The sequence below is a fragment of the Nitrosomonas ureae genome (genome assembly GCF_900108305.1).
Taxonomy (GTDB): domain Bacteria; phylum Pseudomonadota; class Gammaproteobacteria; order Burkholderiales; family Nitrosomonadaceae; genus Nitrosomonas; species Nitrosomonas ureae_B.
In genome coordinates, this window is record NZ_FNUX01000007.1 from 49,219 (window position 1) to 62,982 (window position 13,764).

The window sequence follows — 13,764 nt, forward strand, 5'->3', positions numbered from 1 at the left end:
AGTAATATTTACAGTAGTTTTTATAAAAGTAATAAATATCCTCTGTCTGTCGATGTTTTCGATTCCGGCTCCGCTTGAAATTTCATGTTATATCAGACCGTGAAGCTAAATTACCTGGTTTTTTGCCGAGGATAAAAGTAATTTAACTAACCTAATAGCGATTCAATATGATTTCCAGCACAAATTTACTGCCGATATAGGCTAGTAATAATATAATGAATCCGATCAATGTCCAGCGAATTGCAATACGCCCTCGCCACCCATAGAACTGCCTACCTATCAATAACGCTGCAAAAACCCCCCAGGAGATAAAACCAAATAGGGTTTTATGAGAAAACGTCAGCGATTGGCCAAACACTTCCTGCGAAAATACGATACCGCTCACGAGTGTCAACGTGAGTAAGATAAACCCAACCCAGATAATATGAAATAGCAATTTTTCCATTGCCAGCAACGGTGGCAAATTGGGAAATACTGAACGTGATGCGGGATGGTGTAACTGACGTTCGACTACTGTCATGAACAATGCGTGTAACGCCGCTATTGTCAGCAAGCTATAAGCCATCATTGCAACCAGCAAGTGCGCTTTGAATGCAGGCAATTCAGTATTCTCAAGCGGACGCAAGGATGGGAAAAACAATGGCAGCAATACCGCTATCGCCGCAGCTCCTGCTATGGGCGCGATCAAAGTCTGCAATCCCTGTAAGCGTTCAAAAAATCCTGAGAACCAATAAATGAAAGCCGTCAACCAAACAATGGATGAGATTGCATTGCTCAAACCGAAACTAAGTCCTGAACCAACAAATATGGATTGATAAAGTATTAGGGTATGCAGCAGCAACGGAACAATCATCGCATAATGCCCCCATGTAGCTTGCACCAATACATGGTCATTCGTTCCAGATGCGGTTTGACTCCATGTATTTCGCCAAAAAAACCAACCAATCAGTATATAAAGCAAAAAGGCCGCGAGATAAGTTAAAATGCTGATCATTGATAGTTAAATTTGATATGCCGAAATAATTGTTTAGTCTACATGGCACTTTAGCAAATTCAAAGACCTGATCCTGATATTTATTAAAACGGATTATTATTTTGTTCTCTAATTATTGATTTACGAGGCTTAAATATGTTTGACAATCTGACCCATCGACTCAGCGGAGTTATCAAGACATTACGCGGCGAAGCAAGGCTTTCTGAAAATAATATCCAGGATGCTTTGCGAGAAGTTCGCTTAGCGTTACTGGAAGCAGATGTGGCTTTACCAGTAGTCAAAGATTTCATCGCGCGCGTCAAAGAAAAAGCTGTTGGTCATGAAGTGATGAGTAGCCTCACCCCAGGACAGGCTCTAGTTGGAGTGGTTCATCAAGAATTAATTGCCATCATAGGTGGAGAAAAGGCTGATCTTAATCTTGCCACAGTCCCGCCTGCGGTTATTCTCATGGCAGGACTACAAGGCGCCGGCAAGACTACTAGCAGCGGGAAGCTGGCCAAGTGGCTTATGGAAAACAAAAAAAAGAAAGTATTGCTAGTTTCCTGTGATATTTATCGTCCAGCTGCGATTCGTCAACTTGAACTTCTAGCCAATCAAGTGGGCGCCGATTTTTTCCCTGTTCAGGAAGGGCAAAAACCCGGAGAAATTGGTGCCGCTGCATTGGATTATGCACGCAGGCATCATCATGAGGTTATGATTGTTGATACTGCGGGCCGGTTAGGTATTGATGAAGCCATGATGCAGGAAATCAGTGAGCTTGAGGCGCTTTTGCGACCCATTGAAACCTTGTTTGTTGTTGATGCAATGCAAGGCCAGGATGCGGTAAATACTGCCAAAGCATTTTCTGAAGCATTACCATTGACCGGCGTCATTCTTACCAAGCTCGACGGTGATGCGCGTGGCGGTGCCGCATTGTCAGTCAAGCATGTTACGGGAAAACCGATCAAATTCGCCGGTATCGCAGAAAAACTGACAGGCCTGGAAGCATTTCATCCTGATCGAATGGCATCCCGCATTTTGGGTATGGGTGATGTACTCGGTTTGATCGAGGAAGCGCAGCGTAGCGCCGATCAGCAAGAAGCTGAGAGATTGATGAAGAAAATGAAATCGGGTAAAGCATTTGACCTTGATGATTTCAAAGCACAGTTTCAACAGATGCGCAACATGGGTGGAATGAATGCCCTGATGGATAAATTACCAGCCCAATTCAGTCAGGCGGCGCAAAACGTTAAAGTGGACGATAAAATAATTAACCGGACAGAAGGCATTATCAATTCCATGACCAAGCAAGAACGTGCGAAACCAGAAATTCTAAAAGCCTCAAGAAAACGCCGAATCGCCGCAGGTGCAGGCGTATCCGTGCAGGAAGTTAATCGCTTGCTAGCACAATTTGAACAAGCCAGGAAAATGATGAAAATGATGAATAAAGGCGGAATGGCAAAAATGATGCGTGGAATCAAGGGAATGTTACCGCGCTTTCATTGAGATTCTTAATCGTTGCGAGCTTCTTTCCATCCCGTGCAATTACTGAGTATTATTCTAAGCCATATATAGGCAATATTCAGAATAACGCTACATAAGGTAATAGTTTATTAATGTTTCCCTGTACTGCCAAACCCATCTTCACCACGGTGGCTGTAGTCAAAACTGTCTACCCGATTAAACGCTACTTGAATCACAGGAACCACAACAAGCTGAGCAATCCGTTCTAACGGATTAAGACAAAAAGCTGTTTGGCTACGATTCCAGCAAGAAACCAAAATTTGCCCTTGATAATCTGAATCAATCAAACCTACTAAATTTCCTAATACGATCCCATGCTTATGGCCTAACCCAGAGCGTGGCAATATCAGCGCCGCCAATCCAGTATCCGCTAAATGTATTGCGATGCCCACTGGAATGAGATTAGTTTCTCCAGGATTGATCGTCACCGGGTGTTCAATACACGCACGCAAATCCAAACCGGCTGAACCCGGTGTAGCATACGCTGGAAATTGTTCATTTAATCGATCATCGAGAATTTTGATATCAATTTTTTTCATCATTTTTCTTAAGGTTGCTATACAGTGAGTGAATATGCATCATCAGACGCCGCGCTTGTTCTATTTTTGCTGCCTTGGGAAGAACATGTTTGCCTTCGTCATCCAGAAAAATCAACTCATTCTCATCAGAACCAATCGCATCTTGAGCCAGATTGGCGACCAGTAAAGGTAATTTTTTCTTATTTCTTTTCGCAGCTGCATTCTTCTCGAGATTTTCTGTTTCCGCTGCAAAACCAACACAAAAAGGCGGATTGGGAGATGTAGAGACCGTCATCAGAATATCCGGATTAGGAATTAATTCAATCAACAGATTGGTAGGTGATTTTTTTAGTTTTTGTTGTTGGATGCTTGCAGTACGGTAGTCAGCGACAGCAGCGACACTGATAAAAATGTCAGCTTGTAATACTTCTGCTTGCACTGCATGTAACATTTCTTCAGCACTCACTACCGAAATAAACTTGCCAACTGCAGGTGGCGATAAACATGTTGGTCCGGAAATCAGAGTGGTTTTTGCGCCCATTTCTAATGCAGCTTTAGCAACAGCATATCCCATTTTCCCGGAGCTATTGTTGGTAATTCCTCGGACAGCATCAATTGCTTCATAAGTAGGTCCGGCTGTCACCAAAATATTTTTACCCCGTAACAATGTATCAGCCTGGAAAGCAATTTGTACCGCTTCTACCAGCTCACTTACTTCCACCATGCGCCCCATCCCTATTTCACCACAAGCTTGTTCACCGCAGGCCGGACCGATTATTGTTACATCATCCTGGCGTAACAATGACAAATTACGCTGCGTTGCAGGATTCTCCCACATTTGACGATTCATTGCCGGTGCTATCATGAGCGGACAATCACGTGCCATACATAATACCGATAGCAAATCATCTGCCAGTCCATTGGCAAGCTTGCCCATAAAATTTGCGCTGGCCGGAGCCACTAAAATCATGTCGGCGTTGCGGGATATATCAATGTGCGCCATATTATGCACGGCATTGGTTTTCCACAAATCAGTGTATACAGAATTTCCAGTTAATGACTGGAAAGTTGCCGGCCCCATAAAATGACAAGCTGCTTCGGTCATTATTGTCTGCACATCGATTCCATGCTGAGTTAACAGACGTGCTAGTTCCGCTGTTTTGTAGGCGGCCACACCGCCGGTTACTCCCAACAGTAAACGCTTCTTTGATACAGTCGATGCTCCTATTTTCATTACAAGTAATATCTCAACTAAACAACCACCGGCCAAAGCCGGTAGGTTTGAGTTACGGACTGAAAGTCCGGATATGCGCCATCTAAACGACGCGTCTTATTCGGGTTCCATTTTAAAATTATCATTTGAATTTGGTTCAAAGTATATGACCTGATCCTTACTCACTACACCACGCACTATCCTGATTTCAAATGCTTCGCACGTCTGACGAACCAATTCTCGAACCCGCCCGGCTATCTCTCCTATCAGAACCTTGTATCTATACTTCGTTACCCGCACAAATGATAATCAATCTGATAAACCGTATGACTTCCATATCTATAATCCATGCCACACCTCCTGCGCAGCATATTTTTTCAACTAAATCAGGTGGTTCTAATCTTATGATGAACAATAAATTTAATTTTGCAATACGATAAATTACCTAAAATACTAAAACATTCATTCGGCTCAATTGGATCACACTAATGCCGCTATCCTATCAATTATGGTTAATCACGTTAGCTTCACTAATCAACACTTAATACAACCGCTCGTCTTATTTTACATCACTGTGCACCACATCATATATGGCAATTACAAATTGGCCGGTATCTGAACGACCACGTGAAAAACTGTTACAAAAAGGTGCTTCGACACTTTCTGATACAGAACTACTGGCTATATTCTTACGTACCGGCATTAGCGGAAAAAGCGCTGTAGATCTCGCAAGAGAATTGCTTTTACATTTTGGTAGCTTAACCAATGTGTTTGCAGCCAGTCAGTTAAATTTTTGTCAACTTCCTGGAATGGGTATCGCTAAATATGCACAATTGCAAGCGGTATTAGAAATGGCTCGCCGTACCTTAGGTGAGGAGCTAAAGTGTGGCAATGCTATGAATTCACCTAAACTGGTTCGAGATTTTTTACGACTGAGCTTGGCAAATAAGCAACACGAAGTATTTATTGGCATTTTCCTTGACGCAAAGAATCATGCTATTGCTACCGAAGAACTATTTAGCGGAACCTTGACGCAAGCCAGTGTTTATCCTAGGGAAATTATCAAACGTGCTTTACATCATAATGCGGCTGCAATCATCTTTGCGCACAATCACCCTTCGGGCACTGCTGAACCCAGTCATGCCGATAAAGTATTAACCCAATCCTTAAAACAAGCATTGTCTCTGATTGATGTTCAAGTATTGGATCACTTTATTGTCGGTAACGGCACTGCTCTTTCATTTTCCGAGCATGATTTAATTTGAGCAAATGCCCAAAATCAGGATATAATTCCTCTTTTTAAGAATCCTGGAGTGCGCTATATGGCACGAGTATGTGAAGTAACTGGCAAGAAGCCAATGTCTGGTCACAATGTTTCTCACGCAAATAATAAAACCAAAAGACGTTTTTTACCTAATCTGCAACACCGAAAATTCTGGGTTGAGAGCGAGAATCGCTGGATTAAACTGCGCTTAACTAATGCAGCACTGCGTACTATCGATAAGAATGGTATTGATGCAGTATTGGTTAAAATGCGATTGGAAGGAAAAAACATTTAAAGATCTTTCAAGAATATTAATCAAGGAGTTACCGTCATTATGCGTGAAAAAGTAAAACTTGAATCCTCGGCTGGAACGGGGCATTTTTATACGACCACTAAAAACAAACGGGCTAAGCCTGAAAAAATGGAATTTATGAAATTTGATCCTGTTGTACGCAAGCATGTCCTATATAAAGAAACAAAACTCAAGTAATATCGAGTAATAATAAATAGAATAAAAAAGCCTGCATATGCAGGCTTTTTTATTCTCATTTCACTTTTTCAAGGCATTAAGCATAGCACCGTAGTCGCTGAGAAAATACTCTCAATACTTCGATTCCACTCTCCTCTGCACGTCGGCACCAATCTTCCAATTGCTTAACCAATTCTTCCGTTGTTGCAGTAGATCGTTGCCATATTTGAGCTAACTCGTCTCGCATGGTATAGACTTTATCGAGAGTTTTAGCATTACTGAGCACTTGGGTCAGTTTCTCGCGCTCATGATCCTGCAAGGTTTTAGAATCAGCCAGAACCCAGCGCTTCAAGGTGGAACTGTCCACTCCATAGTGAACGGTTGCCTCTTTCAAATGGATCATTTCTTTTGCAAAAGTTGCTTTTAATGATTTCGTATACTTTGCAAGAACTTCATAACGGTGAGAGATAACAGCTTGCAAGGTATCTGAGTCACATTGAGTTTTTGCTTGGTCAATGCGTAATTTAGGTGCAATCTTTTTGACTTTTGCAAGCCCTAACGCTTCCAAAATTCGGATATACATCCAACCGATATCGAACTCATACCACTTATTAGATAAGCGTGCAGATGTCGCATATGCATGATGATTATTATGTAGCTCCTCCCCGCCAATCAGAATTCCCCAAGGAACAATATTTCTGCTGGCATCTTCCGCCTGAAAATTACGATATCCCCAGTAATGACCAACACCATTAACGATACCCGCAGCAAAAACAGGAGCCCATAACATTTGAACGGCCCAAATAGTAATCCCAATCGGACCAAATAAAATCACATTAATAATCAACATAAGCGCAACGCCTTTTGCGCTATGCTTACTATACACATTACGCTCTAGCCAATCATCAGGAGTACCATAACCATATCTCTTCAGAGTGTCCGCATTTTTAGCTTCTGCTCTGTAGAGTTCTGAACCTTCCGCTAATACTTTTTCGATACCAAAAATAACCGGACTATGGGGATCCTCCTTGGTTTCACACTTTGCATGATGTTTGCGATGAATTGCTGTCCATTCCTTCGTAACCATTCCAGTCGTCAGCCAGAGCCAGAAACGAAAAAAATGACTCGGTATAGCATGTAGCTCCAAAGCTCTGTGTGCCGAATGACGATGCAAGTAAATCGTAATAGCGGCAATTGTAATATGTGTAAAAATCAGGGTAATAACAATATATCCCCACCACGGCATATCGATCACACCCGAAATTAAATTAAGAAAATCATAAATCATATGGTTATCATCCTATTAAAGACCCAGTACAACTTAACATGGGGTCCATCCAATAAAAAACTACACTCTGTACATCAATATTTAATTCAATCAATTAATCATATTTGTATCAAAAACTACTGCATGTCCTACTTCTTTATTTCGTACTTATTACTCTTCAGCCAAAATGTTACACTATCATTTATTTGAAAGGAAATATCAATCTTTTCAGTTTGCTATTCACATGTGGATCTAATCAAATAAGACATTACACTCTGATTCTTAGTAGAAATTCATTGTCATAAAAATTTCAGAGAAAGATCCGGCAACATTTATCTTTAGCTTATATCAGAATCAGCAAGCATGCGCCATTCTCCTGGTGCAATACCCTTCAGGGTATGCAAACCGATTGCATAACGAATTAATCGCAATGTAGGAAAAAATACCGCCGCCGTCATTCGCCTTATCTGACGATTCTTTCCCTCCTTGAGAATCAAAGATAACCACGTAGTCGGAATATTCCTGCGAAAACGAATAGGCGGCTTTCTGTCCCAGAGAAAACTGGGCTCATTCATCAGGCTTACCTGCGCAGATTTTGTCTTAAAGCCATTGAGAACAATGCCACGACGCATTGCATTGAGTGCACCGTTATCTGGCTTACCTTCCACTTGAACCCAATAAGTTTTAGGAAGTTTAAACTTTGGGCTGCAAATTTTATTCTGCAGCTTACCATTATCGGTTAATAACACTAAACCTTCGCTATCAGCATCCAATCTACCTGCCGGATAAAAACCCGGAAAAGGAATGAAATCCTGCAATGATCGATGTCCATCTGCTGGTGTAAATTGGCAAATCACACCGTAGGGTTTATTGAACAGAATTATCCTGGGCATATGCAGCGTCAATAAGTGCGATACCAACCTCAATTTATTCATAACATCTCAGGGTAGATCACAGTATGCAGCACTGGTTCAAATCCGCTCTTACTTTTCTGATATCGAATCCACCAAACAGAGCCTTTTTTTACACTCAGCTCTGCAGGAATAGTTGGAATCAGATAACTGGCCACATTCCTCAATGTGGGTTGATGGCCGACGATTACAACTGCTCCCTGGAAATTAGGCCAATCAGCCACAGCAAGTATATCGTGTACATTTGCGCCTGGGCCAATTGTAGCTTCCGTTATAAAATCAGAGCATAGCGCCATTGCTGTTTGCTGTGTACGCTGTGCCGGACTTGCTATCACCTTAGTGTTTTCTGGCAATTTAGATTTAAGCCAATCAGACATACACTTCGCTTGATTTAATCCTTCCTCGGTCAACTTACGAGCCGCATCTGGAAAACCTTCCTCAGCATCTGCGTGACGCCATAAAATCAAATCCATCGTATTTATCAGATAAGTCATTATTAATAATCCCTATACAATATTGGATAGTACACTGGGATTATGCATAGATCGATGGATCACGATTACTTTATGGCGCGATTTGCCACCCTGTTTCAATCTTACTTGTCCGACCGGCACATCGAATTGCGCCGCAAGAAATTTAATCAATGTCGCATTCGCCTTGCCTTCCATAGGTACAGCTGCAAGTCTTATTTTAAGGGCATCTCCGAATAAGCCCGCTGCTTCAGTAATTTTTGCGCCAGTCTGAATATACAATGTCAGAACAAGATTGTTTGTTCCATCATATCGATACCAGCTCACTTGCGGCATACCTATAACAGCATTGCAGCGATTTCCATATGTACCCCCGCAATCAGCATTAACAGTACCTGAATTAAAATCAATACGAATAGCGGCGACAAATCCACATTCGCAATGGGCGGGATATGTTTACGAAAAACGGCGAGAAATGGACGTGTAAAACTATTCAGCAATGGTGCTAGCGGACTGTTCGGATTGACCCAGGACAAAACAGCTTGCACGATGATCATCAACAATACTATATAAAGGGTTGTTTTAATAATCTCAACAATACCCAGCAATCCGATTACCCCCGATGAGGTAATAATATTAGCTTCAAGGTCATAACCTTGCATCGCATACATAATGGTCACGACAATACATTCCAGTAACCAGGCAAGCATCAGCGTAGATAAATCAATACCCGCCCAACCGGGAATAAAACGACGTGTGGGCCTTACAATAAAATCAGTTACAGCAATCAGAAACTGAGATACTGGATTGTAGTAAGGAACGCGCAGTAATTGAAAATAAAAACGCAGCAATAACGCCAAAGAAAACAACCCCAAAATGGTATCAAGAAGAAAAACCAAGATCTGATTGGACATAGATATTTCCTAAAAAACGATAATTAAAACCATTGAAAAGCCATCTGCGTTGCATTACGGCACTACAGATAGGAATAATAAAAACTATTCCTTATCGTCTGCTTTTGCTTTATATCGATCTTTTGGAAAGAAAAAGAAAGAACTTTTCAATGACTTGTTAAGCAATTCCAACTGGTTTCTTAAACCTTATCTTCTACCGAACTCATCACTCATTTCATGGGAGCGATCACTTGCAACATGAATGGCAGCCATGATCTTATGCTTAATATCACTTTTTTCCATAGCTTGAATCGCCCGTTCGGTAATGCCGCCTTTTGAAGTTACCCGGGCGCGCAACGTAATCACATCTTCATCACTTAAACTAGCCAACTTACTAGCACCCAAGAAAGTTTGCAAACTGAGCTGTCTGGCTTGAACCGGCGTTAACCCTAATTCTATCGCCGCTTGCTGCATGGATTCAATAAAATAAAAAATATATGCGGGCCCACTCCCGGAAATTGCAGTCACTGCATGTAACATTTCCTCTTCTACCACCCACAGTGTCGAACCCACTGCAGCTAAAATCGACTCGGCATTTTTTCTATCCAATTCATTCACACTTGAAGCAGCATAAAGACCCGTAACACCTGAGCGCACCAGTGAGGGGGTATTCGGCATAGCACGCACCACTCTTTCATAACCGCCCAGCCAACGCATAATATCTGATGCACGAATGCCTGCAGCAATCGATATTAACAATTGATTCTGTAACAAGGGCATAACATCTTGAGTCAACTCATGTAATTGCTGCGGCTTCACAGATAATAAAACAACATCACTCTTTGCGACGCCCTCGGCAAGATCGCTCGTAGCCAGAATACCAAATTCAAGCTTTAGCTTTTCGCAATTTTCTACATTAATTTCGACCACATACAATTGCTCTGCTGCAAAACCTTGTTGCAACAATCCGCTGATTAATGCAGACGCCATATTACCGCCACCAATGAATGTAATATTCATAACATTGTAATTAGTTGATTGATTCATCAATAAAACGAAAGAACTTGCATATTAAAAAACTCCCTCAATCCAATAGGTAGAAGCAATCTCCCGAAATTTATTCGGTTAAGACAACCCTCCCCTCGCAAAAAATTTGCAACTCGATTCAAGTTATAATCTTCTTCAATGCTGGCAACCTGAGCAATAAAAACTGGAACGCTGGCCTTGCTTAATCTGCTTGATTACGCTTGAACACTGCTTGCATCGTTTACCACTACGCCCATAAACCCAATAGTGCTGTTGAAAATATCCCCGGGTTCCATCACTGTGCACAAAATTACGCAAACTGCTCCCTCCAGCTTCGATTGCCAACTGCAAAGTATGCTTAACCGCTTGAACCAATTTTTCATAACGTCCTATTCCGATTCTGCCAGCGATTGCTTTAGGATTGATCCCGGCTAAATACAAGGCTTCATTTGCGTAAATATTACCAATACCCGCTACCACACGACTATTCATCAGAGTTTGTTTGATACACGCTCGCAATCCCCTGGTCTCTCTAAATAAATATTGCGCATTAAAATCCGCCGTCAACGGCTCCGGCCCCAAATTCATCAAAAGCGGATGCTGCGCAACATTCCCTGCATGCCATAGCACTGCACCAAAGCGGCGGGGATCATGCAACCTGAGTACAGTTTGACTATTAAGAATTAAATCAAAATGATCATGCTTGCGTGGTGAGGATTCCGGCAATTGCATCAATTCTGGCAGCAAAACACGTAAACTGCCTGACATACCCAGATGAAGAATCAGCATTCCTTTACCACAATCCAACAGTAAATATTTAGCTCGGCGCGTCACTCTCTGAATCGTCAATCCCGGCAATAATACAGGTAAATTTTCTGGTATTGGCCAACGCAGCATCGCATTACGAATAATTACGCTTGCAATCACTTGGCCAGTCAAATGCGGGGCAATACCACGACCTGTCGTCTCAACTTCTGGCAATTCCGGCATCAGCGTTCAGAGATTTATTGATTTAGCACTATAGCATGGGGGCTAATTAGTCGCTGTCCCAATTTAATCGGAAACTGATAACCAATCCCTTTTGCCATGCGCAACAGTACGAGTGAATATTTATTTTGCAGAATCTTAAACTCTATTACTTTTCCACTTTGCAGGCTGATTCGAATGACACCCGCTTCGACCCAATCAGAATCAAGCTCATTCTCTAATTTCAGTGCCTCAGCTCGGGCAGTTTGCCACAATTGAATCCACTTTTCCGGTATTTCATCGTCAAGCTCATCATCAGAATAATGCTTGATTATGCGCCATCCGTCATTTTGAAATTCTGCCGTCCATCGCTCCATTTCAAACCTGACAGGAATTTCTCCGGACACTAGCAATCCGGGGTTAATCAGATCGCTGACAGTTAACGGGAGTGCCAGCGCATAGCGCGGTGAAATCAAGTAAGCAAAATCATTGGTCGCAAGATATTGCTGATTGGTTGTCGGTGAAAATCCGCCAAAACCAAAATATTCATTATCTACATGCAGCTGAAGATAAGGTTGATCCAGACCAAAACGCTCCAGATTTTCCAGTGCAAGGCGCTGATAACTACTCGCCGTTAAAATTTCCAGAATTTTTCCGATTTTTTCCTCATCTGCACGTACTTGCACCGGCTCTATCAAGTGCCATTGATTATTCGATTGCTTGAGAACAATTTCTTGATGCTTATTCAGGATGCGTAAGCTCTGTACCGCATCAGCAGCAGTGGTAGAAGTCGAATATTGCTGAATCGCGGCAGATTGCGGTCTAAAGTAGAGAAATATCGCTAAGCCGCCGATAGTGACAAGCATGATCAGATTTAAACGGGAGTGGTGTGTCATTTTGTTATTCTTCTACGATGCCACCAAATAAAGAACCCACATATCATGAAAAACGCTGGTAGTAATACAAGAAAACCCACGGCAATCCAAGTAAGCTCAGATTCACTCAAAATCAAGCTGCCATCTATCGTTGCACGTGGCTGTATCACCATTAATTCTTCGTCTCCGGTCAACCAGTTAACCAGATTAATGCCAAAATCCAGATTGCTGCCATTTCCCAAATACGTATTGGCTAGAAAGTGTCCACTACCAACAACGACAATGCGTTGTTCGCGATCGCTGATATTACGTGTCAATGCAACCGCTATGGTAACCGGACCAGACACATCAGTCGCTTGATCAAACGTAATGTTTCCATTCAGATCACCGGTTTCTATCCACCCCTGTTGAGCTGCTTCAACCAGTGCAACACTGCTCCAATCTTCATTTTCATTTATTGTAATCTGACGCGCATAGGGAAATACCGTAATATAATTAAAATCATTGGTTATTGCATGCCGCCCATAAATTGCCCCTAGGGAAAATGTAATCGGTGCTTTAAGTTGTCCGGCTTGAGGATCAATCACAACGCCGGGTGTAAGCGTTAAACGCAATTTCTCCGTCAACGGCAGTAATCCACGCAGTGATTCCTGGTCAACCAACCATAACAAATTTCCACCTCGGTCAATGTAATTCAGGAGCTTATCGACCTCTCCCGGCAGCAAGTCAGTCTGAGGTGAGGCAATCAGCAATAAGCTTGCATTCATGGGAATATCCTGCTCAATCGCAAGATTCGTTGCTTGACTACTAAAACCATTGGTACGAAGGTATCTGCCGAATTCACCTAAATCGTAATTAGCATCCCCTTCCAGCCGACGCTCTCCATGACCGCTCAATGTAACGACCAATTTATTTTCTGCTCGTGCCAGGCGCATCAAAGCATTGGAAAACGCCTGCTCATTGATAGTAGTAAGATGCTCAGTCCTTTGGTTATATTTGATTACCAATTCACCATTGACTTTCACATCAGCTTGTTGCGTCAGCACGGGTTGTTCGACTGGATCAATAAACGTTAAGGAAAGATCCGGCTTTATTCTCTGATAAAGCGCAACAAAATCGGCAATAATTTTCCGAATATCACCTAACTGTGCATGCTGTTCAGTTGCATAAGCCGTAACTAGGATCGGAGCATGCAGTTTTTGTAGAATTTCAATGCTGGTTTCACTCAGACTATTACGTCCATTCTGACTGACATCCCATTGGAAACGATATTGCACTGCAATAAAACCAAGCATTATGATCAATAATAATAACAAAATAACAAATACGCCATTTTGTATCCGGTAATGCCGCCGTAATTTCTTATTCAGTATGATCATGACGTATCGTCAAATT

At 42.1% G+C, this 13,764-nt stretch carries 16 protein-coding genes and 1 pseudogene; 4 read left to right on the top strand and 13 right to left on the bottom strand.

The annotated features are described in order from the left end of the window. Positions 1–151: 151 nt before the first annotated feature. The gene (locus C4S39_RS05850) at positions 152–994 is read right to left on the bottom strand and encodes a cytochrome C assembly family protein (RefSeq protein ID WP_103966107.1); all 843 of its coding nucleotides are present in this window, start codon (positions 992–994) and stop codon (positions 152–154) included. Between the two features lie 135 nt (positions 995–1,129). Here C4S39_RS05850 and ffh point away from each other — a divergent pair, with 135 nt between their 5' ends. After that, positions 1,130–2,479 carry a signal recognition particle protein gene (gene ffh, locus C4S39_RS05855; protein WP_103966108.1) on the top strand — a complete coding sequence of 450 codons (1,350 nt, stop codon included), beginning with the start codon at positions 1,130–1,132 and terminating at the stop codon, positions 2,477–2,479. A gap of 107 nt (positions 2,480–2,586) precedes the next feature. Here ffh and dut read toward each other — a convergent pair whose 3' ends face one another. The 3 genes and pseudogenes from dut to C4S39_RS05870 form a co-directional block, all read right to left on the bottom strand. Next, on the bottom strand, positions 2,587–3,036 hold the full coding sequence (gene dut, locus C4S39_RS05860; protein ID WP_103966172.1) for a dUTP diphosphatase: 450 nt from the start codon (positions 3,034–3,036) through the stop codon (positions 2,587–2,589). Beyond that, positions 3,023–4,249, bottom strand: coding sequence for a bifunctional phosphopantothenoylcysteine decarboxylase/phosphopantothenate--cysteine ligase CoaBC (gene coaBC / locus C4S39_RS05865; protein ID WP_103966109.1), 1,227 nt, complete (start codon positions 4,247–4,249; stop codon positions 3,023–3,025). The genes dut and coaBC overlap by 14 nt, the downstream gene beginning before the upstream one ends. Before the next feature lie 147 nt (positions 4,250–4,396). Then, a pseudogene (locus C4S39_RS05870) lies at positions 4,397–4,578 on the bottom strand (transposase); the annotation flags it as partial. A 240-nt stretch (positions 4,579–4,818) separates the two neighbouring features. Here C4S39_RS05870 and radC point away from each other — a divergent pair. From radC to rpmG, 3 genes are read left to right on the top strand one after another with little or no spacing between them, the layout of a single operon-like run. Continuing rightward, entirely contained in the window at positions 4,819–5,493 is a 675-nt protein-coding gene (gene radC / locus C4S39_RS05875; RefSeq protein ID WP_103966110.1) for a RadC family protein, read from the top strand. Between the two features lie 57 nt (positions 5,494–5,550). After that, positions 5,551–5,787: a 50S ribosomal protein L28 gene (rpmB, locus tag C4S39_RS05880; RefSeq protein WP_013647382.1), complete on the top strand. Its 237-nt coding sequence runs from the start codon at positions 5,551–5,553 to the stop codon at positions 5,785–5,787. Positions 5,788–5,826: 39 nt separating this feature from the next. Next, positions 5,827–5,982 carry a 50S ribosomal protein L33 gene (rpmG, locus tag C4S39_RS05885; protein WP_013647381.1) on the top strand — a complete coding sequence of 52 codons (156 nt, stop codon included), beginning with the start codon at positions 5,827–5,829 and terminating at the stop codon, positions 5,980–5,982. A 76-nt stretch (positions 5,983–6,058) separates the two neighbouring features. On the opposite strand, the gene C4S39_RS05890 is transcribed toward rpmG, so the two are convergent. From C4S39_RS05890 to C4S39_RS05930, 9 genes are all read right to left on the bottom strand, one after another. Next, entirely contained in the window at positions 6,059–7,249 is a 1,191-nt protein-coding gene (locus C4S39_RS05890) for a DesA family fatty acid desaturase (protein ID WP_103966111.1), read from the bottom strand. Positions 7,250–7,566: 317 nt separating this feature from the next. Further along, complete coding sequence (locus tag C4S39_RS05895) at positions 7,567–8,121, bottom strand: pseudouridine synthase (RefSeq protein ID WP_103966173.1); 555 nt, start codon at positions 8,119–8,121, stop codon at positions 7,567–7,569. Between the two features lie 38 nt (positions 8,122–8,159). Beyond that, the gene (locus C4S39_RS05900) at positions 8,160–8,633 is read right to left on the bottom strand and encodes a SixA phosphatase family protein (RefSeq protein WP_258039307.1); all 474 of its coding nucleotides are present in this window, start codon (positions 8,631–8,633) and stop codon (positions 8,160–8,162) included. Positions 8,634–8,645: 12 nt separating this feature from the next. Continuing rightward, entirely contained in the window at positions 8,646–8,936 is a 291-nt protein-coding gene (locus C4S39_RS05905; protein WP_374953016.1) for a DUF167 domain-containing protein, read from the bottom strand. Between the two features lie 11 nt (positions 8,937–8,947). Next, the gene (locus C4S39_RS05910) at positions 8,948–9,523 is read right to left on the bottom strand and encodes a YggT family protein (protein ID WP_103966113.1); all 576 of its coding nucleotides are present in this window, start codon (positions 9,521–9,523) and stop codon (positions 8,948–8,950) included. A 186-nt stretch (positions 9,524–9,709) separates the two neighbouring features. Continuing rightward, complete coding sequence (gene proC / locus C4S39_RS05915; RefSeq protein ID WP_181023762.1) at positions 9,710–10,522, bottom strand: pyrroline-5-carboxylate reductase; 813 nt, start codon at positions 10,520–10,522, stop codon at positions 9,710–9,712. A gap of 162 nt (positions 10,523–10,684) precedes the next feature. Then, positions 10,685–11,518, bottom strand: a complete 834-nt coding sequence (gene mutM / locus C4S39_RS05920; RefSeq protein ID WP_103966115.1) for a bifunctional DNA-formamidopyrimidine glycosylase/DNA-(apurinic or apyrimidinic site) lyase — start codon at positions 11,516–11,518, stop codon at positions 10,685–10,687. Positions 11,519–11,532: 14 nt separating this feature from the next. After that, complete coding sequence (locus tag C4S39_RS05925) at positions 11,533–12,390, bottom strand: DUF4340 domain-containing protein (RefSeq protein ID WP_103966116.1); 858 nt, start codon at positions 12,388–12,390, stop codon at positions 11,533–11,535. Then, the gene (locus tag C4S39_RS05930) at positions 12,387–13,748 is read right to left on the bottom strand and encodes a GldG family protein (protein ID WP_103966117.1); all 1,362 of its coding nucleotides are present in this window, start codon (positions 13,746–13,748) and stop codon (positions 12,387–12,389) included. The genes C4S39_RS05925 and C4S39_RS05930 overlap by 4 nt, the downstream gene beginning before the upstream one ends. Positions 13,749–13,764 lie beyond the last annotated feature (16 nt).

Bases quoted from the DNA above. Each gene is read 5' to 3' on its own strand.
- C4S39_RS05850 (WP_103966107.1), bottom strand. From the start codon at position 994: ATGATCAGCATTTTAACTTATCTCGCGGCCTTTTTGCTTTATATACTG.
- ffh (WP_103966108.1), top strand. From the start codon at position 1,130: ATGTTTGACAATCTGACCCATCGACTCAGCGGAGTTATCAAGACATTA.
- dut (WP_103966172.1), bottom strand. From the start codon at position 3,036: ATGAAAAAAATTGATATCAAAATTCTCGATGATCGATTAAATGAACAA.
- coaBC (WP_103966109.1), bottom strand. From the start codon at position 4,249: ATGAAAATAGGAGCATCGACTGTATCAAAGAAGCGTTTACTGTTGGGA.
- radC (WP_103966110.1), top strand. From the start codon at position 4,819: ATGGCAATTACAAATTGGCCGGTATCTGAACGACCACGTGAAAAACTG.
- rpmB (WP_013647382.1), top strand. From the start codon at position 5,551: ATGGCACGAGTATGTGAAGTAACTGGCAAGAAGCCAATGTCTGGTCAC.
- rpmG (WP_013647381.1), top strand. From the start codon at position 5,827: ATGCGTGAAAAAGTAAAACTTGAATCCTCGGCTGGAACGGGGCATTTT.
- C4S39_RS05890 (WP_103966111.1), bottom strand. From the start codon at position 7,249: ATGATTTATGATTTTCTTAATTTAATTTCGGGTGTGATCGATATGCCG.
- C4S39_RS05895 (WP_103966173.1), bottom strand. From the start codon at position 8,121: ATGCCCAGGATAATTCTGTTCAATAAACCCTACGGTGTGATTTGCCAA.
- C4S39_RS05900 (WP_258039307.1), bottom strand. From the start codon at position 8,633: ATGACTTATCTGATAAATACGATGGATTTGATTTTATGGCGTCACGCA.
- C4S39_RS05910 (WP_103966113.1), bottom strand. From the start codon at position 9,523: ATGTCCAATCAGATCTTGGTTTTTCTTCTTGATACCATTTTGGGGTTG.
- proC (WP_181023762.1), bottom strand. From the start codon at position 10,522: ATGAATATTACATTCATTGGTGGCGGTAATATGGCGTCTGCATTAATC.
- mutM (WP_103966115.1), bottom strand. From the start codon at position 11,518: ATGCCGGAATTGCCAGAAGTTGAGACGACAGGTCGTGGTATTGCCCCG.
- C4S39_RS05925 (WP_103966116.1), bottom strand. From the start codon at position 12,390: ATGACACACCACTCCCGTTTAAATCTGATCATGCTTGTCACTATCGGC.
- C4S39_RS05930 (WP_103966117.1), bottom strand. From the start codon at position 13,748: ATGATCATACTGAATAAGAAATTACGGCGGCATTACCGGATACAAAAT.